Origin of the sequence: Bacillus sp. ISL-18 (assembly GCF_018613415.1) — a bacterium.
In the GTDB taxonomy this organism is placed as follows: Bacteria; Bacillota; Bacilli; order Bacillales; family Cytobacillaceae; genus Neobacillus.
In genome coordinates, this window is the sequence record NZ_JAGGQG010000010.1 from 716,589 (window position 1) to 743,530 (window position 26,942).

25 protein-coding genes and 3 other annotated features are annotated in these 26,942 nt (G+C 40.4%); of the genes, 5 read left to right on the forward strand and 20 right to left on the reverse strand.

Going from position 1 to position 26,942, the window contains the following annotated elements; translation table 11 throughout:
• Window positions 1-21: 21 nt before the first annotated feature.
• From J7E81_RS16765 to zapA, 7 genes are all read right to left on the reverse strand, one after another.
• Window positions 22-606: a fatty acid metabolism transcriptional regulator FadR gene (locus J7E81_RS16765; protein ID WP_215043997.1), complete on the reverse strand. Its 585-nt coding sequence runs from the start codon at window positions 604-606 to the stop codon at window positions 22-24.
• A 387-nt stretch (window positions 607-993) separates the two neighbouring features.
• Window positions 994-2,700, reverse strand: a complete 1,707-nt coding sequence (locus J7E81_RS16770; RefSeq protein ID WP_215043999.1) for an AMP-binding protein — start codon at window positions 2,698-2,700, stop codon at window positions 994-996.
• Window positions 2,701-2,979: 279 nt separating this feature from the next.
• Window positions 2,980-3,387, reverse strand: a complete 408-nt coding sequence (locus J7E81_RS16775) for a DUF350 domain-containing protein (RefSeq protein ID WP_215044001.1) — start codon at window positions 3,385-3,387, stop codon at window positions 2,980-2,982.
• Window positions 3,388-3,405: 18 nt separating this feature from the next.
• Window positions 3,406-5,763: an endonuclease MutS2 gene (locus tag J7E81_RS16780; RefSeq protein ID WP_215044003.1), complete on the reverse strand. Its 2,358-nt coding sequence runs from the start codon at window positions 5,761-5,763 to the stop codon at window positions 3,406-3,408.
• An 18-nt stretch (window positions 5,764-5,781) separates the two neighbouring features.
• Window positions 5,782-7,497 carry a DNA polymerase/3'-5' exonuclease PolX gene (gene polX, locus J7E81_RS16785; RefSeq protein ID WP_215044005.1) on the reverse strand — a complete coding sequence of 572 codons (1,716 nt, stop codon included), beginning with the start codon at window positions 7,495-7,497 and terminating at the stop codon, window positions 5,782-5,784.
• Between the two features lie 82 nt (window positions 7,498-7,579).
• Window positions 7,580-8,122: a CvpA family protein gene (locus J7E81_RS16790; RefSeq protein ID WP_215044007.1), complete on the reverse strand. Its 543-nt coding sequence runs from the start codon at window positions 8,120-8,122 to the stop codon at window positions 7,580-7,582.
• A gap of 5 nt (window positions 8,123-8,127) precedes the next feature.
• Window positions 8,128-8,388, reverse strand: a complete 261-nt coding sequence (zapA, locus tag J7E81_RS16795) for a cell division protein ZapA (protein ID WP_215044009.1) — start codon at window positions 8,386-8,388, stop codon at window positions 8,128-8,130.
• A gap of 132 nt (window positions 8,389-8,520) precedes the next feature.
• Here zapA and rnhC point away from each other — a divergent pair, with 132 nt between their 5' ends.
• Together rnhC and J7E81_RS16805 are read left to right on the forward strand one after the other, a co-directional pair.
• On the forward strand, window positions 8,521-9,474 hold the full coding sequence (gene rnhC / locus J7E81_RS16800) for a ribonuclease HIII (RefSeq protein WP_215044011.1): 954 nt from the start codon (window positions 8,521-8,523) through the stop codon (window positions 9,472-9,474).
• A 40-nt stretch (window positions 9,475-9,514) separates the two neighbouring features.
• On the forward strand, window positions 9,515-9,817 hold the full coding sequence (locus J7E81_RS16805) for a 4a-hydroxytetrahydrobiopterin dehydratase (protein WP_308162227.1): 303 nt from the start codon (window positions 9,515-9,517) through the stop codon (window positions 9,815-9,817).
• 146 nt (window positions 9,818-9,963) lie between these two features.
• Here J7E81_RS16805 and J7E81_RS16810 read toward each other — a convergent pair whose 3' ends face one another.
• From J7E81_RS16810 to J7E81_RS16825, 4 genes are all read right to left on the reverse strand, one after another.
• On the reverse strand, window positions 9,964-10,941 hold the full coding sequence (locus tag J7E81_RS16810; protein WP_215044015.1) for a nuclease-related domain-containing protein: 978 nt from the start codon (window positions 10,939-10,941) through the stop codon (window positions 9,964-9,966).
• A 231-nt stretch (window positions 10,942-11,172) separates the two neighbouring features.
• Complete coding sequence (gene pheT, locus J7E81_RS16815; protein ID WP_215044017.1) at window positions 11,173-13,587, reverse strand: phenylalanine--tRNA ligase subunit beta; 2,415 nt, start codon at window positions 13,585-13,587, stop codon at window positions 11,173-11,175.
• A gap of 49 nt (window positions 13,588-13,636) precedes the next feature.
• Complete coding sequence (gene pheS / locus J7E81_RS16820) at window positions 13,637-14,674, reverse strand: phenylalanine--tRNA ligase subunit alpha (protein ID WP_215044019.1); 1,038 nt, start codon at window positions 14,672-14,674, stop codon at window positions 13,637-13,639.
• A gap of 72 nt (window positions 14,675-14,746) precedes the next feature.
• Window positions 14,747-14,991: a binding site (T-box leader), on the reverse strand.
• Between the two features lie 60 nt (window positions 14,992-15,051).
• Entirely contained in the window at window positions 15,052-15,813 is a 762-nt protein-coding gene (locus tag J7E81_RS16825) for a TrmH family RNA methyltransferase (RefSeq protein WP_215044021.1), read from the reverse strand.
• Window positions 15,814-15,933: 120 nt separating this feature from the next.
• Between J7E81_RS16825 and sspI the strand changes: the two genes are divergently transcribed.
• Window positions 15,934-16,140 (forward strand): small acid-soluble spore protein SspI, encoded by a 207-nt coding sequence (gene sspI / locus J7E81_RS16830; protein ID WP_215044023.1) that lies wholly within the window; start codon window positions 15,934-15,936, stop codon window positions 16,138-16,140.
• A gap of 79 nt (window positions 16,141-16,219) precedes the next feature.
• Here the strand turns inward: sspI and J7E81_RS16835 are convergent, their stop codons facing one another.
• The 3 genes from J7E81_RS16835 to dut all read right to left on the reverse strand — a co-directional run bounded on the left by J7E81_RS16835 (window position 16,220) and on the right by dut (window position 18,574).
• Window positions 16,220-17,305: a M42 family metallopeptidase gene (locus J7E81_RS16835; RefSeq protein WP_215044025.1), complete on the reverse strand. Its 1,086-nt coding sequence runs from the start codon at window positions 17,303-17,305 to the stop codon at window positions 16,220-16,222.
• A gap of 170 nt (window positions 17,306-17,475) precedes the next feature.
• A complete protein-coding gene (locus J7E81_RS16840; RefSeq protein ID WP_215044027.1) occupies window positions 17,476-18,069 on the reverse strand; it encodes a YdeI/OmpD-associated family protein in 594 nt (197 codons plus the stop codon).
• Between the two features lie 58 nt (window positions 18,070-18,127).
• Window positions 18,128-18,574 (reverse strand): dUTP diphosphatase, encoded by a 447-nt coding sequence (dut, locus tag J7E81_RS16845; protein WP_215044029.1) that lies wholly within the window; start codon window positions 18,572-18,574, stop codon window positions 18,128-18,130.
• A gap of 136 nt (window positions 18,575-18,710) precedes the next feature.
• Between dut and J7E81_RS16850 the strand changes: the two genes are divergently transcribed.
• Window positions 18,711-19,082: a sigma-w pathway protein ysdB gene (locus tag J7E81_RS16850; protein ID WP_215044031.1), complete on the forward strand. Its 372-nt coding sequence runs from the start codon at window positions 18,711-18,713 to the stop codon at window positions 19,080-19,082.
• 23 nt (window positions 19,083-19,105) lie between these two features.
• Here J7E81_RS16850 and J7E81_RS16855 read toward each other — a convergent pair whose 3' ends face one another.
• The 4 genes from J7E81_RS16855 to infC are packed head-to-tail and all read right to left on the reverse strand — an operon-like array spanning window position 19,106 to window position 20,552.
• Window positions 19,106-19,366: a DUF1294 domain-containing protein gene (locus J7E81_RS16855; RefSeq protein ID WP_215044033.1), complete on the reverse strand. Its 261-nt coding sequence runs from the start codon at window positions 19,364-19,366 to the stop codon at window positions 19,106-19,108.
• A 57-nt stretch (window positions 19,367-19,423) separates the two neighbouring features.
• On the reverse strand, window positions 19,424-19,783 hold the full coding sequence (rplT, locus tag J7E81_RS16860) for a 50S ribosomal protein L20 (protein WP_215044035.1): 360 nt from the start codon (window positions 19,781-19,783) through the stop codon (window positions 19,424-19,426).
• 32 nt (window positions 19,784-19,815) lie between these two features.
• Window positions 19,816-20,016: a 50S ribosomal protein L35 gene (gene rpmI, locus J7E81_RS16865; RefSeq protein ID WP_215044037.1), complete on the reverse strand. Its 201-nt coding sequence runs from the start codon at window positions 20,014-20,016 to the stop codon at window positions 19,816-19,818.
• Between the two features lie 17 nt (window positions 20,017-20,033).
• Entirely contained in the window at window positions 20,034-20,552 is a 519-nt protein-coding gene (infC, locus tag J7E81_RS16870; RefSeq protein ID WP_176541431.1) for a translation initiation factor IF-3, read from the reverse strand.
• A 126-nt stretch (window positions 20,553-20,678) separates the two neighbouring features.
• Window positions 20,679-20,811: a sequence feature (ribosomal protein L20 leader region), on the reverse strand.
• Between the two features lie 351 nt (window positions 20,812-21,162).
• Here infC and J7E81_RS16875 point away from each other — a divergent pair.
• The gene (locus J7E81_RS16875) at window positions 21,163-23,379 is read left to right on the forward strand and encodes a glycerophosphodiester phosphodiesterase family protein (protein ID WP_215044039.1); all 2,217 of its coding nucleotides are present in this window, start codon (window positions 21,163-21,165) and stop codon (window positions 23,377-23,379) included.
• Window positions 23,380-23,444: 65 nt separating this feature from the next.
• Here the strand turns inward: J7E81_RS16875 and thrS are convergent, their stop codons facing one another.
• Window positions 23,445-25,379 carry a threonine--tRNA ligase gene (thrS, locus tag J7E81_RS16880; RefSeq protein WP_215044041.1) on the reverse strand — a complete coding sequence of 645 codons (1,935 nt, stop codon included), beginning with the start codon at window positions 25,377-25,379 and terminating at the stop codon, window positions 23,445-23,447.
• Between the two features lie 276 nt (window positions 25,380-25,655).
• Window positions 25,656-25,903: a binding site (T-box leader), on the reverse strand.
• An 87-nt stretch (window positions 25,904-25,990) separates the two neighbouring features.
• Window positions 25,991-26,872 (reverse strand): putative sporulation protein YtxC, encoded by an 882-nt coding sequence (gene ytxC / locus J7E81_RS16885; protein ID WP_215044043.1) that lies wholly within the window; start codon window positions 26,870-26,872, stop codon window positions 25,991-25,993.
• Window positions 26,873-26,942 lie beyond the last annotated feature (70 nt).

Below are 26,942 nucleotides of genomic sequence, written 5' to 3' on the forward strand. Positions count from 1 at the left end.
GCAACTCCCCCTTTTCATTCCTCACCTTTTCCCACAGCCATTAATCAACAGTCGATGGACTGGGGATGCCAGAGACAATAAATCATACTTTTCCTCGTTCATAACCCACGAAGTAACAGTCTCGTCAATTGTCCCAAAAATCATTTGCCGGGCTAGACGAACATCAAGATCACTAGAAAACTCCCCTGTTTCTTTTCCTTCTAAAATGATTTTGTCTATCACCTGTAAATATCCTCTAAGAACCGCATTGATTCTTAAACGTAATTCTTTATTGGATTGACGTAACTCCAATTGAGTAACAATTGCCATATGGTGATCCTCAGATAGAAGTTGGAAATGGGTTTCAATCATCATTAATAACTTCTCTTCCGCTGTCACTTTTCCTGCTATTTTTTCCTCAATTTTTTCAACGAATTCGCCCATCTTTTCTTCAAAGAGTGAGATAAGGATGTCTTCTTTGTTTTTAAAATATAGATAAATCGTTCCATCAGCCACCCCTGCCTGTTTCGCAATTTTGGAAACTTGGGCTTGATGGTACCCATTTTCAGCAATCACAATAACTGCTGCATCTATAATTTGCATATATTTTGGTTTGCTCTTTTTCACATAATCCACCCTCTTGAAGAAAATCGAAAAGCGGAAGCGCCTTGTTTAGGGGCGATATAGGGAGATTTAGTCGATTGAAAATCGACTTAGTCTCCCTTAATGCGTACAGGAAGCGTTAGCTTTCTGTAGCCAAGCATAAGACGAGCCGGTGAGAAGGTTGCTTTTTAACCTTCTTGCCGGATTGGCTTAGACCAAAGAGCCCCTAGGCGCTGCAGCTAGACATTAATCAAATTTATCAACTTAAAAAAAGAAATTATGAATGAATCATCATTCATAATTTTATAATAGAAGTTAAATTATCTGCTGTCAAGAAAAACTGACCCATTCATCCTAATATAAATCAATTAGTGTGACAAGCCCTCCTGCTCAAAAAAAATAGTTCCAAAGCTAGGCATGTTTTTGGGTGTCTTGCTCTATTTTTTGTTTTTCTTCTTCCACTAGTGTTCTTCTTAATATTTTACCTATAGCTGTTTTTGGTAATTCCTTTCTAAATTCATACACTCTTGGTGCTTTATATGCGGCCAGATATTTCCTTGCAAATTGATTCATTTCCTCCGCTGTCACGTTGGAACCTTCTTTTAAGACAAGATAGGCTTTCACGGTTTCACCACGGTATGGATCAGGAACACCGGCAGCAACGGCCTCAACTACGTCTGGATGTTCATAAAGTACTTCTTCAATTTCTCGAGGATAGATATTAAAGCCTCCCGCAATAATCATATCCTTTTTACGGTCCACTACATAAAAGTATCCCTTTTCATCCATGTAACCCAGATCCCCGGTATAAAGCCAGCCATCCTTAAGGACCTCCTCGGTTTCTTTTGGACGGTTCCAGTAGCCCTTCATAATTTGCGGTCCTTTGATCACAATTTCACCAATTTCGCCAGCCGGCATCGATTCACCCGTTTCAACGGACAAAATGAGGGAATCTGTGTCTGGATAGGGAACACCGATACTGCCTTTTACTCTTGGAACATCCCATAAAAAGTTGGAATGGGTAACAGGAGAAGCTTCGGATAAACCGTAGCCTTCAACCAGCTTTCCACCGGTTATTTCCTCAAACCTTTGTTGTATTTCAACCGGAAGTGGGGCGGACCCGCTGATACATGAATCAATCGAAGAAAGATCATATTTTTTTAAATCTGGGTGATTCAATAAGCCAATATAGATGGTGGGCGCACCTGGAAATAGGGTGGGCCGCTGTTTGTGAATGGTTTTCAGTGTTGTTAGGGCATCAAATTTAGGTAATAAAATCATTTTACAGGCCATTTTAATTGATAAAATCATCACTGTGGTCATTCCATAAACATGGAAGAACGGTAAAATACCTAAAACAGATTCTTCCCCCGGTTTACATTTGTATAACCATGCTTCAATCATACAAGTATTGGCGATTAAATTTTTATGGGTCAGCATAACTCCTTTTGGATAACCCGTTGTTCCCCCGGTATATTGTAGCAGGGCAATATCTTCAGCTGGATTAAATTCAGGACGGTTTACTTCTTTTGAGTTGGTTTTGATTATTTCGGTGAGCAGATGGGCGTTTCCTTCATGTTTTACCTTTACAACAATCCCATATTGCTTTTTCTGGATGAAGGGATAGACAAGATTTTTAGGAAATGGCAAGTAGTCTTTGATAGCGGTTACAATAACGTGTTGTAAGTTTGTCTGCGGCATAACTTTGGTGACTCGTGGATAAAGGATGTCTAGGGTGATAATAGCTTTTGATCCGGAGTCTTTCATTTGGTACTCCAGTTCTCGTTCTGTATATAAAGGATTCGTTTGAACAACGATTCCCCCTGCCATTAATATCCCAAAATAACTAATGACGGATTGAGGCGTATTCGGAAGCATAATGGCAACCCGGTCATCCTTCTGGATGCCAATGGATTGCTGTAGATAACTGGCAACACTTAGCGCTTCTTCATAGAGCTGTTTATAGGTTAATTCCTTACCCATAAAGTGAATGGCGATTTTCTCCGGGAACTCTCGGGCTGCATTGACTAAGTATTCTTGGACTGGTTCACTGGAGTATTCAAGTGTGGCAGGAATTTCCTCTGGATAAAGGTCCAACCATGGTTTTGACTCCAACATAAGTAACCTCCTTTTTTATCTATAATTGGAAAATATTAAACTCTCTTCTATTATAGTACAGCACTACACAATAGACAATGAGACTTTCGATTTTGGTACAGGACCGATCAGCTTAAATTCTTTATCACTTCATCCGATCAATAAAAAAATCATCGCCAAATGACTTTAGCGATGATTTTAATTAGGCGAAAAACACCATATAGATAATGCCGATCAGTAAAAACAAACCGCACAATCCCAGCAGTACTTTGGCTAATGTCTCCACTATTTCTTCTCTCCTTACGAAATTCCTGCACCAATAACAAAGGACAACCCAATCGAGATAATCAGTGACATCAAACCAACCGCTCTGTTATCATTTTGAATTTCCTCATCAATCTTAAATTTAGGTGTTAAAAATTCAAAGATAAAATAGCCGGCAAGCAGCAAGGCAAATCCGAAAACACCCCAGCCAACCATCTCAAGTAAGGAATTGTTTTCCTTAATGGAAGCCCGAAAAATATTAGCCAGACCCAATATTTTTCCACCGGTTGCCATTGCCACAGCCAGGTTTCCTTTTTTTATTTCTTCCCAATTTTTATATTTGGTTACCATTTCAAAAACAGCTAAAAAGACAACCATACATAAAATCACAACACTGTAATATGCAGCAATTTGAATATACCTATTCTCCCAAAACTGGTCCATTACGTATCTCCCCGGGTATTATTTAAATTCGACGATGGTTACCCCTGAACCACCTTCTCCGGCCTCTCCAAAGCGGATTTTCTTAACGGAACGGTGGTTTTTTAAATATTCTTGTACACCCTGTCTTAACGCTCCGGTCCCTTTTCCATGGATAATGGATACGCGCGGATAACTTGCCAGAAGAGCATCATCAATGTATTTTTCTACCTTCATAAGGGCATCCTCATACCTTTCCCCACGAAGATCCAATTCCAGTTTAACGAGCGTGTCCCGTCCTTTTACAATCGCCATAGGTCTGGTTTCCACTTGTTTTGGCGTACTCAAGTACTCCATATCCTTCTCTTTGACTTTCATCTTCAAAATCCCAATTTGAACCTGCCATTCATTGTCTGAAACCTTGTCCACCAGGGTTCCCTTTTGACCAAAGGTTAAGACCTTGACCTCATCACCCGGTGTAAACGTATGCTTTTTCGTTTTCTTATTGGTTAATTTATCGGATTTCTTAATTTCAGGTGCCGCTTGTTCCAGCCGTTTTTTCGCATCAATGAGCTCATGCTCTTTAATATCTGCATGTTTTTCCGTTCTCATTTTGCGCAAATCACGGATAACCTTCTCTGCCTCTTGTTTGGCCTCATCCACAATATCAGCAGCCTTTTCAGCTGCCTTTTCCATCATAGTATCTTTTTTATTATAATACTCGATCAGTTGTTTTTGTAAATCTTGATGAAGTTTTTCCGCTTGCTTTAAAAAGTCTCGTGCTTCTTCATGTTCCCGCTCTGCTGCGCGTTTGCTTTCCTCAAGTGAAGCAATCATTTTATCAATTTGATTGGTGTCTTCACTTACATGAGAGCGGGCTGCTTCAATAACCCGATCATTTAAGCCCAAACGTTTCGAAATTTCGAAGGCATTACTCCGGCCAGGAACTCCCAATAATAATTTATACGTTGGACTTAAGGTCTCCACATTAAATTCTACACTTGCATTTAAGACACCCTCGCGATTATAACCATATGCCTTTAATTCTGGATAATGGGTCGTTGCAATGACCCTTGCCCCGCGCCTGTGCACCTCGTCTAAAATCGAAATTGCTAAAGCAGCACCTTCCTGTGGGTCCGTTCCTGCACCGAGCTCGTCAAATAAAACTAAGCTGTTAAAATCAACCCGATCTAATATATCCACTATGTTTACCATATGGGACGAAAACGTACTCAAGCTTTGTTCAATCGACTGCTCATCGCCAATATCGGCATAGACAGCATCAAAAACCGCCAGTTCCGATCCATCCTGCGCTGGTACCTGTAATCCCGCCTGTGCCATTAACGAGCATAGGCCAAGCGTTTTTAAGGTAACGGTTTTACCACCGGTATTAGGACCGGTTATGACAATCGTTGTATATTCTTTTCCAAGCATAATATCATTGGCCACTACCTCATCAATCGGAATGAGCGGATGACGTGCTTTATATAAAGCAATTCTTCCTTCATCATTCATAATTGGCATGGATGCCTTTATTTTTTTACTATATTTCGCTTTTGCAAAAATAAAATCTAGGTTGGCTAGAATATCGACAATCACTTTGAGTTCGCTTTCGTACTCAGCGGTTTTGGCAGACAACTCTGTCAGGATTCGTTCAATTTCCAGCTGTTCCTTGACACGAATATCCTGAAGCTGGTTATTCAATTGAACAATGACCTGCGGCTCAATGAATAGAGTTTGTCCAGAAGAACTTTGATCGTGAATAATCCCGCCATAGTGGCCGCGATACTCTTGTTTTACCGGGATAACAAAGCGGTCATTGCGGATGGTCACGATTGCATCGGATAACATTTTTGCTGCGTTTGAAGAACGGATCATACTTTCTAGGCGTTCACGAATACGCGATTCATTTGCTCTAAGCTGATGCCTTAGTGAGCGCAGCAAATCACTCGCACTATCTAACACCTCGCCGCTTTCATCAATCGCATGCTTAATTTCATGTTCCAGATTGGTAAGCGGAACAATATGTGCTACCTGTTCCATAAGGATAGGCAGTTCCGTTCTTTCTTCAGCAAGTTCCTCTATAAATCGTTTCATTTGACGGCTGGCATGGATTGTACTTGCAACATGGACCAGCTCATGAGCACTTAGTACGCCGCCAATCACTGAACGTTTTATGTGAGCACGGATATCGTGAATTCCTGATAAAGGAACATTTCCTTTTATCCGAATAACGGTTGCCGCCTCATCTGTTTCAGCTTGAAGTCTAACAACCTCTTCAAAGTCAGTAGAAGGCACTAAAGCCTTTATTTTATCTCTTCCAAGTGAAGAAGAGGCATGATCGAAAAGCTGTTCCTTTATTTTCGTAAATTCTAAAACTTTTAACGCTCTTTCGTGCATGGAGTTTCCCCCCTTTTCTTATCTTTGGTGTAAAAATTCAAGTAAGTCATATTTATCTAATGCGTTAATTACGGTAGATTTTTTAATCCAGCCTTTTTTGGCGGCATATACCCCAATTTCCATATGCTTTAATGTATCCAATTGATGGGCATCTGTGTTAATCAGGATTTTAACGCCATTTTCTTGGGCTTTTCGTAAATACTCTGCTGCTAAATCGAGACGGTTAGGGTTGGCATTTAATTCTAATGCCGTATTCGTCTCTTTTGCTAATTGGATCAATAAGTCAACATCGACATCATAACCTTCCCGGCGGCCAATTTTCCTCCCGGTTGGGTGGGCGATTAAATCGACATGTGCATTTTCAAGTGCTGTCTTTAGCCGTGCCATAATCTTTTCCCTCGGCTGGCTGAACGCCGAATGAATCGAGGCAATAACGAAATCCATTTCCGCTAATAGCTCATCATCATAGTCTAGAGTACCGTCTGGTAAAATATCCATCTCTACACCCGATAGGATGAGAATATCATCATATTGTTGATTTAATTTTTTAATTTCTTCCTTTTGCCTTAACAATCTCTCACGAGTAAGACCGTTTGCCACCTTTAAATACTGCGAGTGGTCGGTGATCGCCATGTATTGATAGCCTCTAGCCCGGCAGGCTTCAACCATTTCCTCAATTGTATGAGCCCCGTCACTCCAGGTGGTATGCATATGCAAATCACCTTTAATATCTGCAAGTTCAATTAATTCTTCAGACGCCGAGAATTGCTCGACTTCTTTTCCATCTTCGCGAATTTGCGGCGGAATAAACGGTAAATCAAAATGTTTGAAAAATTCTTCTTCCGATGAAAAAGTAAGAATCTCCCCTGTTTCTACAATTTCAACACCGTATTCACTTATTTTTTCTCCGCGTTCTTTGGCAAGCTGACGCATCCGGACATTATGGTCCTTAGAGCCGGTAAAATGATGTAGCGTGGTGATAAACTCGTCTGGTTTCACGAGGCGGAAATCAACAGAAACGTCATAATCCAGATTCAAGACAATGGAAACCTTTGTATCCCCTGCGCCGATCACTTCTTTAATTCTCGGCAGATTCAACAGTTGCTCGCGGACCTTTTCCGGTTGGGTTGTCGCAATGATAAAATCAAGATCTTTAATGGTTTCCCGCATTCTTCTCAAGCTTCCTGCTCTTGAAAACCGAGTGATATCCGTCATTTCTTCCAATTTTGCCTCAATTTGTTCGGCAATTGGGAGCATGTATGCCAGCGGAAGCCGCTCGGGTCTTGTTCCTACATTGGCGATAGCACTTAAGATTTTCTCTTCCGTCTTCTTGCCAAATCCAGCAAGAGCCTGTACCTGACCAGCAAGACACGCTTCTTTTAAACTGACAACATCGACAATCCCCAGTTCCTTATAGAGCTTGGCTATTTTCTTTCCACCAAGGCCTGGGAGCTGCAGTAAAGGAATTAAGCCAGCTGGGACTTCTTCCTTCAGCTCTTTTAGAACGGTAGACTCCCCATCTTTGATATACTCATCCATGACTGCAGCAGTACCTTTGCCAATCCCAGAAATACTTGTAAAGTCCTCAATTTCTGCTAAAACACGCTCATCTGTTTCAAGCGCATTTGCTGCTTTGCGGAATGCAGAAACTTTAAATGGGTTTTCACCCTTTAATTCCATATAAATCGCAATGGTTTCTAATAACCGTATTAATTCCTTTTTAGTCATTTCCATTCTTAACACCTGCCCTATTTAGCATTATCATTTTATCCTATTTTTTGCAAGAATGAGAAAAACTCCTCTGCTACAGAGAAGTTCAAGCAGTTGTATATTCAATCCACAAGCTTTTGATTTGCTGTGAAAGGATAGGGGTGTGATTCACGATTGCTTTTGCCACAGAGGAGTGCTCCAGTGCATCCTGAATAAAACCGATTGGAATTAGCGCTCCAATATATAATAAAATAAAGATAATTAAATAGACTTCACAAAAGCCTAATATTCCTCCAGCTACTATATTCAGCTGTTTTAAAACCGGCAAATGAGCAATAAAATCAAGCATGGAGCCGATAATTTGAAATAATATTTTTACAGCAAAAAAGATAATCACAAAGGCAATCGCCCTGTAAAAAGCACTCTCCATATCGGTTGAGCCGGTTAAAATCTTTAATTCCGGGGCATCACCGAAGTTTGGATAGGGAATCCATAAAATGAGTTTTGTGGAAAGTTCTTCATAGTAGGAAGTGGCGGCGACATATGCAATAATAAATCCTAGTAGATGAACAAGCTGGAGAATGAAACCCCTTTTAAGTCCAACAAAGAATCCCATAATGAGTAAAATAATAATGGCTAAACCTAACATATTTTTTAGTCCTTTTCTTTTTGTAGTTCTGCTTGCAGCCGTTCTAACTCATCTTTGATTTTAATATAATCATTGACGGCATTTACCGCAGTAAGAACAGCTAGTTTATTTACGTCTAAAGTTGGATTCTTATAACTAATTTCGCGCATTTTGTCGTCAACTAACGATGCCACAAGTCGTACATGACTTGGACTTTCCGTACCCATTATGACGTATTGCTGTCCGTATATAGCAACGGTTGTTTTGTGTTTTTGAATATTTGACAACGTAAAGCCTCCATTCCAGAATCCTACTCTATACTATAACACGAACGTACATAAGTCGAAAAGTCAAACAAATTAAAAATGAATCGCTAACTTTAATTCCAAACAGAAATTTTATAGAAATGTGGTGTCTAAGTGGGAAATGTTGTCCTTAATTTAGAAATGGCAAAGATCAATGAAATGAAAAACTATTATACCAAGCAGCTTTTAGATAAAAATATTCCCGGAAGTGTGTTTGCTGCCAAAACACCGGCCTGTATGATTACGGCCTATAAATCCGGGAAGGTTTTGTTTCAAGGAAACGATAGTGAATCAGAGGCTGGAAAATGGGGCAGCAGTGCTGTTGGTGCTCCTAGTAAAAAACCTTCTGCAGTCAAGGCGAAGGCTGGGGCAAAAGGCGATCTTCCTCCAGGTATTGGCGGGATGTCAGCCATCGGTTCCGACGAGGTGGGCACGGGTGACTTTTTTGGACCTATTACGGTTGTAGCTGCCTATGTCAGAAAAGAAGATATTCCGTTATTAAAGGAATTAGGCGTACGGGATTCAAAGGATTTGAATGATGAAAAAATCATCTCAATTGCCAAAGTCATTAAGGATGTGGTTCCTTTTAGCTTGATGACCTTGAAAAATGAAAAATATAATCAGGTGCAGCGTTCCGGAATGTCCCAAGGGAAGATGAAAGCACTGCTCCATAATCAAGCCATTTTAAAGGTGTTGGAGAAGATATCCCCTGTAAAGCCGGAGGCGATTTTAATTGACCAATTTGTCCAGCCCAGTACTTATTTTCAGCATCTAAAAGGACAGAAGGCAATCGCCAATAAAGATGTGTATTTTAGTACGAAAGCAGAAGGAATTCATTTAGCGGTCGCTGCGGCTAGTATCCTGGCACGTTATGCGTTCATTCAGTATATTGATAAGCTTAGTGAGGCGGCAGGATTTAAGATTCCTAAGGGGGCAGGAGCTCAGGTGGATGTGGCAGCAGCCAAGCTGATTTTGAGTAAAGGACGGGACAGTCTTCCTTCCTTTGTCAAACTACACTTTGCCAATACAGATAAGGCGATGGCGATTGTAAATAAAAAACGGAACTAAGAGTTGTTAAGATTCGTATCGGGTAATGGAGGGGTCCAGAGTGACAAACAAATTAAGTATATCGGAAATCGATCAAGCTCTAGCTGGATTACCAGGATGGAAATTAGACGGTAAATTCATTGTTAAAAAATATCGTTTCCGGGAGTTTTTGAGTGGGGTAGCGTTTGTGAATGAAATTGCGGAGCTGTCTGAAGAGAAAAATCATCACCCTTTTATTGCCATTGATTATAAATTAGTGACGCTAAGGCTAACTTCTTGGAATGTCGGGGGATTGACGGATTTGGATATGGCTTTGGCGAAGGTTTATGATGAAATCTATGAAAAAAGTAGAGTTCAGGACTAATTTGGTGATTCTTTTTATGAGAATGCGGTCTAAAAATTTGTTTACATTTTTTTATCAGCAGTTTTTAGTTACTTATCAGCAGTTTTTGTATGTTTATCGGCACTTTCCAGCCATTTATCAGCGCAAATTTGATTTTATCAGCACTTTTACCAGGGGATGGCCTTCGGAGAATAGGACCTCCCCTTTTTTGTCTCTGGATCATAACTGAGATTTGCCGATATTAAAAATCGCTTTGAAGTATGAGGAGATGTTATATGGCAAAAATCTCGAAATTGTTGATTGGTTATTTGAGAATCAATTAGCAAAAAATAATCCATTAGAGCACTAATATGGGCATCTTTTGAATCCGTCTTACAGGATGGACAGAACCATTTAGCTCTTTTTTCAATCATCGGAAAATAACTACAGCGGGGACAGAATACACCGATTGATAAATTATGCTTATTGATTCCATATTTTCGCAAAATATAGCTTGTGGGTACCGTATTCATTTTCATAAGAAGTCGACACAGCTTACGGAGATCCCTTGCCTCAAGGACAGGCTTCGTGTGTTGATTTTCAAAGTAACTGATTTTATTTTGGAACACGTCTGCTTTACATACACGAGGCTTTACTTTATGAGTATTTTTCCCAGTAACAACATACGTCGTATAACTATTACTAATCACTACCTCGTATTCAATGGGGATGCTGGGGTATTTGTGCTCTTTTAAAAGCTTTCTTAAGTATTCTTGGTGTCTCTCTGCTTGGGTGATTGGATAGGGGTAACCTTTTTCTCTTTCATTATTTATCTGGATGAACTGCTCGTTTTCGGTATCAAATACCAACTTACCAGCCATATTTTTTATTTCAATAATTAGGGCGTATTCTGGTGATATGAGGAGGGTATCGATTTGGCAGTTGTAATCACCATCAGGAAGGTTTAAATCGTGGAGAATCATGTATTTATCCTTAGGCAGGAACCTAAGATAGTAGTCAAACGCAACTTCACCTTGGAAACCAGCACGCCTTCTTCCTAACTCCTCTTGGATCTCTTGGTATTTTGGATGGTTAGGGGAAAGTCGCCGGCATAGGGCTTCTAAAATAAGTATAACTAAGGGAATTTTCCTTTCTTTTATAAGCAAATATGTTCACTCCTTTCGTTTTATCATAACTATTCTAATAGGAGACACGAAAATCCTGCGGAAATTTAGCGAAATTTGCATGTCATTTTTTATATCGGCAGTTTTTATATGTTTATCAGCAGTTTTCATCAAATTATCAGCACTTTTCAATGTTTTATCAGCGAAAAAATTAATTTATAAGCAATTACAAAAAAAAGCCGGCTCGAATTAGTTTCGAACCAGCATTTTACTTTATCCTCTAAGCACAGCCCCAGCCTTTTCTTTTAAGGCATCGAGCACACGCTCATGAACCTTTGTTACCTCTTCATCCGTCAAAGTACGTTCCGGATCCAAATACTTTAACGAGAAAGCAATCGACTTCTTGCCTTCTTCCATTTTATCTCCCTCATACAAATCAAACACTTCCGCTTCCTTGAGAAGTGGTGCACCAGTAGTTAGAATAATATCCTTTAAGGTGCCTGACACCGTTTCTCTGTTTACCACAAGGGCAATGTCTCTTGTGATGGTTGGGAAGCGTGGGATGCTGTTGTATTGTAATGGCGCCGTTTCTTCTTGGAGGACGGCTTGTAAGGAAAGTTCAAAGACATAGGTATCTTTTAGATCGAGTTCTTTTTGAACAGTTGGATGGACTTGGCCAACGAAACCAACGCTGACACCGTCCAACCTGATTTCGGCAGTACGTCCTGGGTGCATACCTTCAACTTGCGCCTGAACATATTCAATACGCCCTTCAAGGCCAAGCTTTGCAAACATCCCTTCCAAAATCCCTTTCACAACGAAGAAGTCCACAGCCTTCTTCTCGCCTTGCCATGAATGGCTGTGCCACAAGCCCGTTACAGCCCCTGCTAAATGCTCATTTTCAACGGGAAGCGTTTCTTCCCCATTTGATAAGAATACAGCGCCCGTTTCATAAACAGCTAAACTGTCATTTTGACGTGCACTATTATATTTTAATACTTCCAATAATTGAGGCATGATGCTTAAACGAAGTACGCTGCGTTCTTCACTCATTGGCATAGCCAAACGAATTGGGTTACGTTTTTCAAGGGCAAATTGGGCAGCTTTTTCTACACTGGTTAACGAGTATGTTACAGCCTGATACAATCCTGCACCCTCTAAGTATTGACGAACCACACGGCGTTTCTTTTGATAAGCCGACAACTTACCTGGAGTGGTCGAACCAATTGGCAAAGTTTTAGGAATATCATCATAGCCAAATAGGCGCGCAACTTCTTCCACTAAATCCTCTTCAATTTTGATATCCCCGCGGCGAGTTGGTGCGGTAACCGTAATAGTATCCTGTTCGATACTTACAGGGAATTGCAAACGATCAAAGATTTCTTTGACTTCGTTCATTTGAAGCTCTGTGCCAAGGACACGATTGATTTTTTCAAGAGTAATCGATACAACCGCAGGTTCAACTGTTAGCGTATCTACCTCTGAAGTTCCCTCAAGCACTTCACCGCCGGCATATTTTGCCATTAAGTAAGCTGCACGTTCGCCGGCTGCACGAACACGGTTAGGATCTACGCCTTTCTCGAAACGTGCGCTTGCTTCACTCCTTAACCCATGGTCTTTTGAAGCTTTACGGACAGTCTGACCGTTGAAATAAGCCGCTTCTAAAAGAACAGTAGTAGTATCTGAAGTTACCTCTGAATTAGCACCGCCCATAACTCCAGCAAGAGCAACTGGTTCCTTTCCGTTCGTGATGACAAGGTGATCCGCAGTTAACGTGCGTTCCACATCATCAAGGGTTACAAACTTTTCACCATCTACCGCACGGCGGACAAGGATTTCCTTTGAGCCTAAACGGTCATAATCAAACGCATGTAACGGCTGGCCATATTCTAATAAAATATAGTTTGTAATATCAACCACATTATTGTGCGGACGAATGCCTGCATTCATCAAGCGGGTTTGCATCCATAATGGTGATGGTCCGATTTTAACATTCTTAATGATTTTAGCGGCATAAAGCGGACTATCTTCTTTGGCTTCAACCGTGATTTTAATATAATCAGATGCCTTTTCGGTAATTGGTTCAAGGGTCATCTCAGGAAGCTTAACGTCTCTCCCCAGAATGGCCGCCACTTCATAGGCAACTCCTAACATACTTAGGCAGTCAGAACGGTTAGGGGTTAAGCTTAGCTCTAACACTTCATCGTCACGATTAAGCTGCGCTAACGCATCAACGCCAACTTCCGTCTCTGCCGGAAAAACATAGATGCCCTCGGAATATTCTTTTGGAACAATTTTTCCTTCCATGCCAAGCTCAGTAAGAGAACAAATCATTCCGTTTGACTCTTCGCCACGAAGCTTAGCCTTTTTAATTTTAAAATTCCCTGGAAGTACTGCTCCCACTGTAGCAACGGCTACCTTTTGGCCTTGTGCCACATTTGGTGCCCCGCAAATAATTTGCACAGGTTGTTCTGCACCGATATCTACCAGGCATTTGCTTAATTTATCAGCATTTGGATGCTGTTCACGTTCTAGGACATGACCAATAACAACACCTTTTATTCCTTCGTTGAGGACTTCAACACCCTCAACTTCGATTCCGCTTTTTGTAATTTTTTCAGCAAGTTCAACAGCTGTTACACCGGTTAAATCAATATAATCCTGCAGCCATTTATATGATACGAACATGTCGCCAACCTCCTATTATTCAGCTTTAACTCCTACGGGGCTTCAGCCTTTACTCGTGTTTTGAAAACTGCTTTAAGAATCGTACATCATTTGTATAGAAATGACGGATATCATCGACACCGTATTTCAACATCGCAATCCGTTCAGGTCCCATTCCAAACGCGAATCCAGTGTATTTCTTAGAATCATAACCAGCCATCTCAAGTACGTTTGGATGAACCATTCCTGCACCTAAAATCTCAATCCAGCCTGTTTTCTTGCAAACATTACAGCCATGGCCGCCACAGATTTTACAAGAAATATCCATCTCAACAGATGGCTCTGTGAATGGGAAGAAACTTGGTCGAAGACGAATTTCACGATCTTCTCCAAACATTTTTTTCGCAAAAACTTCCAGAGTTCCCTTTAGATCGCTCATGCGGATGTTTTCACCGACCACTAGACCTTCAATTTGCATGAATTGATGAGAGTGTGTGGCATCATCATTATCACGGCGGTAAACCTTACCAGGGCAGATAATTTTAATGGGCCCTTTGCCCTCATGCTTTTCCATTGTCCGTGCTTGGACTGGTGATGTATGGGTACGAAGGAGGATTTCATCTGTAATATAGAAAGAGTCCTGCATATCACGGGCCGGGTGACCTTTTGGTAAATTAAGAGCTTCGAAATTATAATAATCTTGCTCTACTTCTGGACCTTCGGCTACTTGATAGCCCATGCCGATAAATAAGTCTTCAATTTCCTCAATGATTCTAGTCAGCGGATGGTGGTTTCCAACCTTGACGGGACTGCCTGGAAGGGTGACATCAATACTTTCTGATGCTAATTTTTCTAGAACCGCTGCCTCCTCTAATCCTTTTTGTTTGACTTCGATTTTAGCCGCAATCGTTTCACGTACTTCGTTTACAAGTGCTCCCATAACTGGACGCTCTTCAGCTGAAAGCTTTCCCATTCCGCGCAATACTTCAGTAATTGGTCCCTTTTTACCAAGGTAAGCAACACGGATGTCATTTAATTCTTTTAAGCTGGAAGACTGTTCAACTTTTTCAATAGCCTCTTCCTGCAATTCCTTTAATCGTTCTTGCATATCATCTATTCCTCCTTAATGGTAATTGGTCACTTTAGGCAGCCATAAAAAAACAAAAAAACCCCATCCCTGGAAAGGGACGAGGTTTGTTAATTCGCGGTACCACCCTTGTAAACACACGTTATGTAAAAAACATTGTGTTCGCTTCATTCGAATAACGGCCTGTGCCGATGCATCTTTACATTTTAAAAAAATGGTCCCGATGCCAACTCAGGAGGTGAACTTCTCTAATCTAGAACCATAAAAGTGCTTGCAGTCATGGCACTTTCTCCCTAAATGGTCGATAACTAGATACTTTTCTCCGTCATCGTTTTTAACTTTTTTCAATTGTTCATTATTATATAACGTTTTTCAGCAAAAGGTCAAACGTATTTCGCCTATTTTTTTAAATAATAGAGCAGAATTCCTGTCGCAACCGCAACATTTAATGATTCACTTTTTCCGAAGATCGGGATATATAGGTTGGCGGTCGTACTTGAAAGTAGATCTTTGGCGACACCATTGCCCTCGTTGCCAACGATAAGGGCAAACGAATCTTGGCTGGAAATATCGGTGTAAGCCGAAGCACCTTCTAGTGCGGTTCCATAAACCGATATGTTTTTATCCTGAAGCTTGTCAATCCATTCATGAAGGTCGCCCCTAATGATTGGCAGGTGAAAATGGCTTCCCTGTGCTGACCTTAAGACCTTCGAGTTATAGATATCGACACTGCCGTGTCCGACAACAACTGCATCAATCCCGGCCGCATCGGCTGTGCGGATCATGGTACCAAGATTACCTGGATCCTGGGCAGCATCTATTAATAAGAACGTCTTTCCCTCCTCGGCCATGATTTCAGCCTTCTTACTTGGTACACGACAAATCGCGTAAATTCCTTGAGGAGTTTCAGTCTCCGTTAATAATTTAGATATTTCTTCCGTGACGAGAGTGACTGGTGTAGAACTGACATCCCAGCGCGGCGGCAGACCTGCCTGTTCCGAAACGATAATTTCTAATATCTGCTCACCTTGCTTGAGTGCTTCCTCTACTAAATGAAAACCCTCTATTATAAACGACTCGGTTTTATCCCGCTCTTTTTTTGTTAACAGTTTTCTCCATTGTTTTACCTTAGGATTATTGACAGATTCTATAAATTTCAAAACAGTTCTCCTTTAACTAACTCATATATTTTCTCATTATATCCTAAATATAGTACATAATAAAACCCAAACCTAGAAATCATAATATTGAAGAAAGGTTAACAAAAGGAGGATGTTTACATGAACTTAAACCTACGAAATGCGATTCTTCACAACGTTTCCGGGAATACACAAGATCAATTACAAGATACAATCGTGGATGCCATTCAAAGTGGCGAGGAAAAAATGCTTCCAGGACTTGGGGTATTATTTGAAGTGATTTGGCAAAATTCATCTGAAGATGAGAAGAAAGAAATGCTTGAAACCCTTGAAAAAGGCGTGAAGTAATTTACAGGCTGCCAATTTGGCGGCTTTTTTTTTCTAAAAAAATCCCTCGGCTAGATACTAACCGAGGGTCTACTACATTTTATTCAAATGTAATCTTATCAACCGTTTCACGATCTAAACGCTTAATAACCTCAACAATCAATTTAACCGCATTTTCGTAATCATCACGATGGAGCATTGCTGCATGCGAATGAATATAACGAGTCGCAATCGTGATCGCAAGCGCAGGTACACCTTTATGAGTCAAATGGATTGAACCGGCATCTGTGCCACCGCCAGGGATGGATTCAAATTGATAGGGAATATTCAACTCATCGGCTGTATCTGTAACAAAGTCACGCAACCCTTTATGTGCCACCATAGAAGCATCATAAACAACTACCTGCGGGCCTTTGCCCATTTTGCTCATTGCTTCTCTTTCCGAAATTCCAGGCGTATCTCCGGCAATACCCACATCCACAGCAAAACCGATATCCGGTTCAATTTTGTAAGTAGCTGTCTTCGCACCGCGCAAGCCAACCTCTTCTTGAACATTTCCAACGCCATAAACCACGTTTGGATGTTCAACGCCTTTCAACTGTCTTAACACATCAATCGCAATGGCACAACCAATCCGGTTATCCCATGCTTTGGCTAATAGCATTTTCTCATTGTTCATGACGGTAAATTCAAAATATGGAACAACCATGTCTCCTGGACGAACGCCCCAGCCCTGTGCTTCTTCTCGGCTGGACGCCCCAATATCAATGAACATATCTTTAATTTCAATTGGTTTCTTGCGGGCTTCAGCTGATAAGATATGCGGTGGTTTAGAACCGATAATACCTGTTACCTCACCTTGCCTTGTTACAATTGTGACGCGCTGAGCCAACATAACCTGTCCCCACCAGCCGCCAACTGTTTGAAAGCGAAGGAAGCCTTTGTCGTCGATTTGCGTTATCATAAAACCAACTTCATCCAAGTGGCCGGCCACCATTATTTTGGGGCCGCCTTCTTTCCCCACTTTTTTGGCAATTAAACTGCCGATTCCATCAGTCGTGATTTCATCCGCATATGGAGCTATGTATTGTTTCATCACTTCACGGACTTCACGCTCATTACCGGGAATACCTTTGGCATCTGTTAAATCCTTCAACATTGTTAATGTTTCATCTAGTTTTGCCATGTTTAAGCCCCCTAATAGGTATGTACGACCTTATTATACAAAACGAAACTGCCAAGCTACAAATTTTTGGTTCAAATAATCGACGGCAGGGCCTATTTGGGGCTGACCGCCTTACTTCCGACCATGCCAAGCGCAGCTATGAATCATATGGATATTTTTGTAAAAATGGACTAATCATTTAATCCCTTTCCATCGAGAATTTGCTGCATATACTTTTCAACCCTAGACACTCGAGTTTTAGATTGTTTAGGTTGAGCGAAATAAAGAAGGTATGCTCTTTGCCGTCCCGGCGTTAATGCTTCGAAAGCCGTTTTCAGGGCAGGGATCTCATCTAATTTATGTTGAAATTCTTCAGGAATACTATAATCTGTATTCTTTTTAAAGGTTACTTCCAAACCAGCTTTTTCAACTTCAATCGCTTCATAAATATAGTCTTTCACGATCGTTTCCATTGCAATGATTTCTTGAACGTTGGTGAACCGAATTTGGCGCGCCGCCTGTACATTCTCCGTTTGTTGGATTAGTATCCCTTGGGCATCCTTTAATAAGGCACCTTTGGGAAAAAGAAGGGCACAATATTCTTTAAATCCATGGATTAAAACGATGTTTTTTTTCTCAAACGTGTAACAAGGATGCATCCACTTAAATTCTTCGGTCAGCTCACAGTCAAGAACAATCTCTCTCAATTTCTCATATTCTTCCTTCCACTGTTTTGCTTTATTTAAAAATTCATCAACCTTAGGATTCGTTCTACTCTCTGTCATCCAGGACCACCTTCCTTTAATTCTTCCTGCCATAAATTTTTCAAACTACGTTCATAGCTTAGGAGTTGATCGTGGTCCCAGATGAACCAAAACCACCAGTTCCCCTCTCAGAACCTGTTAAAACATCTGCTTCGATAAGATCAACTTTAGCAATAGGAGCAATGACCATTTGAGCAATTTTCATTTTCTTCTTTATGACAAAATCTTTTTTTCCATGATTAATTAAAATGATCTTAATTTCTCCTCTATAGCCTTCATCTATAGTGCCTGGACTATTTAAAACAGTAATAGAATGATTTAAGGCCAAACCACTTCTTGGTCGAATCTGAGCTTCCGTTCCTTTTGGCAATTCTAACTGAATACCTGTTTGTATCAGTGCCGCTTCTCCCGTTTTTATGACTTTCTCCTCTACTGAGAATAAATCAAACCCAGCATCACCTTCATAAGCCCGATTTGGCAATAAAGCATCCTCATGAATTAAATTAACCTTAACCGTGTAGGTCATAATTATCCTCCAATCGTTTCGATTTATGTAATAGTAAGCTCCTTTAAGAAATTATATCAAAACACAAAAATAGTGAAACTTCTGTTTTTCGTAACCGTATTAAAAAGTAATATCGTCTAGGGTAGGGGGCAAAACCATGATCTGGTTGCTGCGTTTTATATTATTGTTCTTACTTTTCTTCATCGTTTACTTGGGGATCAAATCTTTTTTCAACTCGTCCCGTAAACTTGAAACAGCTCGTAAACATAAACGATTTTTGCTTCTGGATGATGAAGATATTAGAAAGAACTTCATTGTGACGTATCAAGGTGCCGTGTTTGTTGGCGAAAAATATATGGGTAAAAAGGATAATGGATTTGATGTTGAATCAGTCTTTATTTGGCCCAACAATCCTGCTGCACTAACAGGACTCATAAAAGAAGACTTCACTTTTCTAACTGAAAAAATACGCCAGAAATATCCAAATGCGGATATTCATTGGAAAAGTACGGTGAAAGAGTTTTTATAGACTAGCCGCAGATCATGCGGCTTTTAAATGATTATTTTTAAAAAAATGATCATCTCGAGGATGGCAAGAATAGGGAACCCTAGCTTAAAGGATGTATGTTTTGTTTTATGACGGTAAAGCTGCATTCCTGCAGTGGTCCCAATTGCCCCGCCAAAGATTGCCACCATCCAAAGTGTCCGCTCACTAATTCGATATTCATGCTTTTTGGCACGCTTTTTATCCTCTCCCATAATCAACAGCCCGACTAAGTTCATAACAATTACAGCGATAATTAATACCTTCATTTTTTTCCCCTTTTATAGAAAAAGCCATCCTCATTAGAGAATGGCTTTTATTAGTAATTACTTGTTATATTGTTGTTTAGCTGTGTTTGCTAATTCAGCAAATGCATTTGCATCGCTAATAGCAAGTTCAGAAAGCATCTTGCGGTTTACTTCGATACCAGCAAGCTTTAAGCCATGCATTAAACGGCTGTAAGAAAGACCGTTGATACGAGCTGCTGCGTTGATACGAGTAATCCAAAGTTTGCGGAAATCGCGCTTAACCTGACGACGGTCACGGAAAGCATATTGTAATGATTTCATAACCTGTTGGTTAGCAACTTTATATAATGTATGTTTTGAACCGTAATAACCTTTTGCTAATTTAAGAACTCTTTTACGACGTTTGCGAGTAACAGTACCGCCTTTTACACGTGGCATGTAATTTCCCTCCTATGAATCGATCACTTATATTATTTTACGTAAGTTAGTAGATGACGAATGCGTTTAAAATCGCCTTTTGAAACAAGGCCTGATTTGCGAAGCTTACGCTTAGCTTTTGTAGATTTGTTAGCGAATAAGTGGCTTGTATAAGCATGGTCACGCTTTAGTTGACCAGAACCAGTTTTCTTGAAACGCTTTGCAGCGCCGCGGTGAGTTTTCATTTTTGGCATTATGATTGTCCTCCTTATTACTTATCGTTTTTAGGTGCTAAAACTAGGAACATGCTGCGTCCATCCATTTTTGGGTGTGATTCAATGGTCGCAACTTCCTTGCACGCTTCGGAAAAACGGTCTAACACACGTTGACCGATTTCTTTATGGGTAATCGCTCGGCCCTTAAAACGGATAGAAGCTTTTACCTTGTCGCCTTTTTCCAAAAATTTAATGGCATTACGAAGCTTTGTATTAAAGTCATGTTCATCTATTGTTGGGCTTAGACGAACTTCTTTAGTAGTAATAATCTTTTGATTCTTACGTGCTTCTTTTTCTTTCTTTTGATTCTCGAATTTGAATTTGCCATAGTCCATAATTCGGGCTACCGGAGGCTTTGCATTTGGTGCTACAAGTACCAAATCAAGGTTTACTCTTCCGGCGATTTCCAATGCTTCAAATTTGGTCTTAATCCCCAATTGTTCGCCATTCTGGTCAATTAAACGAACTTCTCGAGCACGGATGCCCTCATTCAACAACATGTCTTTGCTAATAATTAGCCACCTCCAAGGTTTTATCAAGAATACAACTTATGGGGTACAAGAATAAGATCACCTTATTGTTTGACACCCTAGTTGATTGACAGGCATGAAATACTTTTAAAAGTGCTATTTCTTAAGTACACAAACAAAAAAGTGCGGATGAATACACCCACACTTTACAGAACATAAGTAATAAACAAAAAGTTCACGTAAAACCTGCCAACTGCTTAACTAGCGTCAATCAGGTGAGAAGCGGGTGCTTCTTCTTTTCCCAAAATTAAGTATTCAATTTTACCTTAGTAACTATATCATAGCGAAGATTACTTGTCAAACAAACTATTTTTCTTTGACAACGAAATTTATTGTAGCAAGAAACAAAAAATTATTCAATAGTTTTTTTATAAAATACTGTTATTGCCTTTCCAAATGCTCTTGTTCATTCATGATTATCAGCCAGCTTATACATCACAATCCTCCACTAAAGGCTGTCGACATACGGGTTTGATAGGTAAAAGGTACTGTTTATGCTCCTTTTACAAAAGATTAATATTCTAGTAATTCCCACTTTACAATTCTCCTATAGTTTTATGTTGAAATACATAAACGTATAGGAGATGGATATGAAATGAAAAAAGGTTTGATCGCCAGCCTTGCTTGTTTGTCATTTTCGGTAACTTCGGCAGCTCCTCTGGCAGTATTTGCTCACCCAATTGAAAGTACTGCTACTGACAATGGACAATCTACACTACGCCCGATTAATTCTGATGTTGCCGTTATTGCTCATCGCGGAGCATCTGCCTACGGTCCAGAACATACACTTGCAGCCTATAAGCAAGCAATGACGATGAAGGCGGATTATGTGGAATTCGATTTACAAATGACAAAGGATGGCCAGTTAATCGCTATGCACGATGAAACTCTGGCAAGAACAACGAATGTGAAGGACCTCTATCCGGACCGTGCACCATGGAGGGTTAAGGATTTTACGCTTGATGAAATCAAACAACTTGATGCGGGCTCATGGTTTAATAGAGCTTATCCAAATAAAGCGAAACAAGAATACATTGGGCAGCATGTCCCAACCCTTGAGGAAGCAATTGAATATGTAAAAAAACACGGAAACGGAAAAGTCGGTCTTTACATGGAAACAAAAGCACCGAACGTTTACCCTGGAATGGAAGAAAAAGTAATCGAAATATTGAAAAAAACCGATGCCTTAGATGATGAAAAGCTTTTTCTAGAATCATTTAGTGAGGATAGCCTTCGGAAGTTAAAAACACTTGCCCCTAACGTAAAGCTGATTCAGCTTTATGATGGAAAAATGCTTGCAGGGAAAGATGTATACCAAGAGATGAAGCGAATCTCCGATTATGCTTCCGGTGTAGGTCCGAGCAAGGAGCTTGTGGTTCCGAAGCTCATGGAAGCTGCTCATCAAAACAAACTTCTGGTTCATCCTTGGACCGTAAATTCTCAGGACGATTTGGTATCCATGCTCTCTCTTGGTGTCGATGGAGAATTCACAAATACCCCTGACATGTTGGACGATCTGCTTAAGAAACCGTTTATTTCACATGGAGTGGCAAGCGGAGATGTAACGGATTCTTCAGCTATTTTATGGACCCGAACGAATAAAGACTCAGGAGTCCAATTCGAAATTTCAACTAACAGCAATTTTAAAAATGATACGATCGTAAAAACCGGTCATGCTTCTAAAGAGGATGATTTTACGGTAAATATAGAGGTCAACGGATTAAGTGCCGATACAAAATACTATTATCGTGCTCATGCTGTTTCCAGCAAGTATATGGTTACCGGATCCTTTAAAACCGCACCGAAGGAAAACAGCTTAAAGCCCTTGACAATGATATGGGGCGGAGATACTGGCGGCCAGGGAGAGATTCCACCTTATAATTCTTTCAAAGCAATGTCGGCTTTAAATCCAGACTTCTTCCTGTTCAGCGGGGACACCATTTATGCAGATAATAAAACACCAGCTGTGCCTAATCCTCCTTCTCAAACCGTTCAGGATTTCTGGGCTAAATATAAAGAAAACCGTACGGATTCTGGTTTGCGCAGCCTTTTGCAAAAAACAGGGACGTTCTCGATTTGGGATGACCATGAAGTAACGAACGACTTTTCAGGGCCATCCCAGGAACTCACCCCAACCGGTTTAAGAGCGTTTGAGGACTATTGGCCGATTTCAAGTGAGCGCAGTTCGTCAGACAAGCTATATCATAAGTATTCTTGGGGTAATACAATGGATATGATGATCCTTAACAACCGCGGCTACCGCTCACCAAATACACAGGCAGATGGAACAGATAAAACTATGCTAGGTGATGAACAGGTAAAATGGCTGGAGCAGCAGCTACTCGAGTCGGATGCTAAAGTAAAACTAGTAGCCACATCTGTGCCAATCTCAGTGCCAACCGGAAAAGCCATGGCTAGGGATGGATGGGCAAATGGGAATAATGTAAATCCAAATGACCCAACTGGATATGAGAACGAATTCAAAAAATTCTCTGATTTTATCATTGAAAAAGGGATTAAAAACGTCTTTTTCGTCACCACTGATGTTCATTTTGCAGAAGTGATCAAATATGATGCCAACCATGACGGAAAAACCGATTATAATGAACTAATCAGCGGCCCGATTGGCGCTGTAAAAATCAATCCAGGAACCCTCGACCCAACTTTTGGTCCTGAAAAATTATACGCAGAAGGTAATTTCTTCAATTTCGGTGTGTTTAAGGTGAACCCTGAAAACAAGCAGGCAGTTGTTGAAATACAGGATGAGAACGGGAAGACTCATTTTACTCATACTTTCCAGCTCGAGGACTAATATCCCCCAAAAAGATAATAAAAATACCACAGCCCAAAAAGGCTGTGGTATTTTTCATTATAAGCTTAGCCGCGTTTTACTTCTGCTAGAAGTCCTGCAAGGAAATCACCAAAGGCGATCGTTTCTGATTTCTGTTCTCCATATTTCCGGACGTTGACAGCATTGTCTTCCACTTCTTTGTCACCAACAACCAGCATATATGGTATTTTCAGCATTTGCGCTTCACGAATTTTATAGCCGATTTTTTCATCACGGCCATCTAATTCTACACGGAAGCCTTCATTTTGCAGCTGTTCCTGAACTTGTTTCGCATAGTCATAATGTGCGTCAGGTGAAACTGGTATCACTTGTACCTGTACTGGAGCAAGCCATGTTGGGAATGCCCCTTTGTATTCTTCAATCAAGTAAGCAACAAACCGTTCCATTGTTGATACAACGCCGCGGTGAATAACAACAGGACGATGCTGCTTTCCGTCTTCGCCGACATAATTTAGGTCAAAACGTTCAGGAAGCAAGAAATCCAATTGAACAGTTGATAATGTTTCGTCTTTACCCAATGCAGTTCTTACCTGCACATCGAGCTTAGGACCATAGAAAGCTGCTTCTCCTTCAGCTTCGAAATAATCAAGACCGAGATCATCCATTGCTTCTTTCAACATGCTTTGTGCTTTTTCCCACATCGCATCATCATCAAAGTACTTTTCAGTATCCTGCGGATCGCGGTAAGAAAGACGGAACGAGTAATCGTTAATATTAAAGTCTTTATATACTTCTAGAATTAAATTCACAACACGCTTGAATTCATCTTTAATTTGATCTGGACGGACGAAAATATGAGCATCATTTAAAGTCATCCCACGAACACGCTGCAATCCTGCTAAGGCCCCTGACATTTCATAACGATGCATTAGACCAAGTTCCGCAATCCGAATTGGAAGCTCACGATAGCTGTGCATGCTGTTTTTGTAGACCATCATATGATGCGGACAGTTCATTGGACGGAGCACTAATTGCTCATTATCCATTTCCATAATCGGGAACATGTCTTCATGATAATGATCCCAGTGACCGGAAGTTTTGTATAAATCTACGCTTCCCATAATTGGCGTATACACGTGGTCATAACCAAGACGCTGTTCTTTATCGACGATGTAACGTTCAATCACACGGCGGATCGTTGCCCCTTTAGGAAGCCATAATGGCAAGCCCTGACCAACTAATTGGTTACTTGTGAAAAGACTTAATTCTTTTCCGATTTTACGATGGTCACGCTCTTTCGCTTCTTCTAATAAACGAAGATGCTCTTTTAAGTCTTCCTTCTTGAAGAAAGCAGTACCGTAAACTCGCTGCAGCATTTTATTATCGCTGTTGCCGCGCCAATAAGCACCCGCAATACTTAGCAGTTTAAACTCTTTGATTTTTCCAGTAGACGGAACATGTACTCCACGGCAAAGGTCGAAAAATTCACCCTGCTCATAGATTGTTACTGTTTCTTCATCCGGAATTGCTTCAATTAGCTCAAGCTTGTAAGGATCTCCAGCTTCTTTAAAAAGCTGTACCGCTTCAACACGGCTGACTTCCTTACGAACAATTTCAAGATTTTCATTGACGATTTTCGCCATTTCCTTCTCAATCTTTGGCAAATCCTCGGGTGTTAATGATACATCAAGGTCCATGTCATAATAGAAGCCGCCTTCAATAACCGGTCCGACCCCTAAATTGACATCGGGATATAGTCTTCTCACCGCTTGTGCCATTAGGTGGGCTGTACTGTGGCGTAATACCTCTAACGCCTCATTTGATTCGGGTACAACGATTTCTATAGAACCGTCTTCTAAGATGGGACGGCGAAGATCAACCATTTGTCCGTTCCATTTGCCAGCGATTGCCTTTTTCTTTAGGCCCGGGCTGATGGAAGCAGCAATATCTTCCGTTGTTGTTCCTTTTGGAAACTCCTTTACTGCTCCATCAGGAAACGAAATCTTAACAACATCTGACATATTAACTCCTCCTTTAAATTTAAGCGCCTGAAGCCATTTGGACTACAAATCGCTTTTAAAAAATGGCTGTGTTAAAGGTTATTGATAATTTTTAGCATATTGATTGGAGCGGAAGGCGGCGAAGACTCCTGCGGGAGTACGGGGCAGGGGAGACCTCACAGGCGCAAATGCGCCGAGGAGGCTCCCCGGCACGCCCGCGGAAAGCGAAGCCGCCTGGAGCGGAAATCAACATTCAAGATTAACACAGCAAAAAAAATAAAAAAACCCGTCCCTAGGAATAGGGACGAGTTTTGATTAACACGTGGTTCCACCCAATTTTTCACTTTTAATAAATCCATTAAAAATGACTTTGGTCAGGTAACGGCTGTGGCCGTCAACAATTACTTTCCCCATCAGAAAATGAAGAGTTCACTGCCGAAGTTTAAAGGTGGTAAGTATTAATTCCGTGTTAGAAGACTTTCAGCCGTTGGTCTTCCTCTCTTTAAACCGTAAAAAAATACTGTTGTCCTTATCATTACTTTTACTACATATTTGCTATGTACGTTATTATAATGATTTACTTTTAAAAATGCAAGGTACATAAAACTAAATATTGACAAGAATTTAAGATTTTATGCATGATTTTCTGATGACTCTTGGTCCAAGTTCCACTTTTTCAAACTTCTCAAGGCGGTAAAATTTTTAGTTGTTACTCGTTCTTCAAAAATATTTTTGATTGTTCTTACCAACGGCTCATCTGGATTTTTTGTATAGAGAAAAATGGACGTAGGTGCAATCGATAGAAGAGGTGCGATGGAAACAGAATCAACATATACCGGATGGTTTACCAATAATTTTCGATCAATCATTTTCGTTAGTTCAGCTCGTTTTATTTCCTCCAAATTCTCATTATAAAACGTGATTTCCTCATCAAATAATACATGCAGCGTTGACATTTTCGGCTCCCGCTTTACCAAGAAGTCGCGAAGCATTTGAATAAACATTTGATATTCTTGCTCCATTTTGTATTCATCAATAGCGAGTTCTACATATTCTTCGAGCATCTGCAGGTATGGCCGCAAGCGAAATTTAAGCAAGGCATCAAAAGAGAAAGAAACCTGTTCTTGAAAAATATGATCAACTGCCTCTTCAATAAAAGATGTCTCTTTTTTGGTTTCCTTTAAGAAAGCGGCCAGGTCCTCTCTTTGACCTTCAAGGATGGAATAAATAATCTCCATAATCGACTGCTGTTCTTCTTCATCTTGGAAAAAATAGTGATTCTTAATTATATCTCGAAACCAATCATCACGTTTCACGGTGGTAATAAAATCATAAAAGGCTTTTTTCACCTTATTAAACATATCATTAGAAAAGATACCATCTAACACTTGTACTATATGTCGATCTTCTATAAGAAGAATAGTTTTTTCATCAGAATTGAATGGTAAATACGTTAGCAAGTGGTTATAAAACCGGTTCGCATCTATCTTGCTTTGGAAGATGATTTCCGCCAACCAAATCCCCCCTTTTTTAGAAAAATCTCTGTTTAATATATATGGGGGACTTGACCAAAATAGAAGTATG

Coding starts and splice junctions, on each gene's coding strand:
- J7E81_RS16775 (WP_215044001.1), bottom strand. CDS start 3,387: ATGGACCAGTTTTGGGAGAATAGGTATATTCAAATTGCTGCATATTAC.
- J7E81_RS16780 (WP_215044003.1), bottom strand. CDS start 5,763: ATGCACGAAAGAGCGTTAAAAGTTTTAGAATTTACGAAAATAAAGGAA.
- J7E81_RS16850 (WP_215044031.1), top strand. CDS start 18,711: ATGATCTGGTTGCTGCGTTTTATATTATTGTTCTTACTTTTCTTCATC.
- J7E81_RS16790 (WP_215044007.1), bottom strand. CDS start 8,122: ATGTTAGGTTTAGCCATTATTATTTTACTCATTATGGGATTCTTTGTT.
- rplT (WP_215044035.1), bottom strand. CDS start 19,783: ATGCCACGTGTAAAAGGCGGTACTGTTACTCGCAAACGTCGTAAAAGA.
- sspI (WP_215044023.1), top strand. CDS start 15,934: ATGAACTTAAACCTACGAAATGCGATTCTTCACAACGTTTCCGGGAAT.
- pheT (WP_215044017.1), bottom strand. CDS start 13,587: ATGTTCGTATCATATAAATGGCTGCAGGATTATATTGATTTAACCGGT.
- J7E81_RS16770 (WP_215043999.1), bottom strand. CDS start 2,700: ATGTTGGAGTCAAAACCATGGTTGGACCTTTATCCAGAGGAAATTCCT.
- pheS (WP_215044019.1), bottom strand. CDS start 14,674: ATGCAAGAACGATTAAAGGAATTGCAGGAAGAGGCTATTGAAAAAGTT.
- polX (WP_215044005.1), bottom strand. CDS start 7,497: ATGGAAATGACTAAAAAGGAATTAATACGGTTATTAGAAACCATTGCG.
- J7E81_RS16875 (WP_215044039.1), top strand. CDS start 21,163: ATGAAAAAAGGTTTGATCGCCAGCCTTGCTTGTTTGTCATTTTCGGTA.
- thrS (WP_215044041.1), bottom strand. CDS start 25,379: ATGTCAGATGTTGTTAAGATTTCGTTTCCTGATGGAGCAGTAAAGGAG.
- J7E81_RS16835 (WP_215044025.1), bottom strand. CDS start 17,305: ATGGCAAAACTAGATGAAACATTAACAATGTTGAAGGATTTAACAGAT.
- J7E81_RS16840 (WP_215044027.1), bottom strand. CDS start 18,069: ATGACAGAGAGTAGAACGAATCCTAAGGTTGATGAATTTTTAAATAAA.
- rpmI (WP_215044037.1), bottom strand. CDS start 20,016: ATGCCAAAAATGAAAACTCACCGCGGCGCTGCAAAGCGTTTCAAGAAA.
- dut (WP_215044029.1), bottom strand. CDS start 18,574: ATGACCTACACGGTTAAGGTTAATTTAATTCATGAGGATGCTTTATTG.
- J7E81_RS16855 (WP_215044033.1), bottom strand. CDS start 19,366: ATGAAGGTATTAATTATCGCTGTAATTGTTATGAACTTAGTCGGGCTG.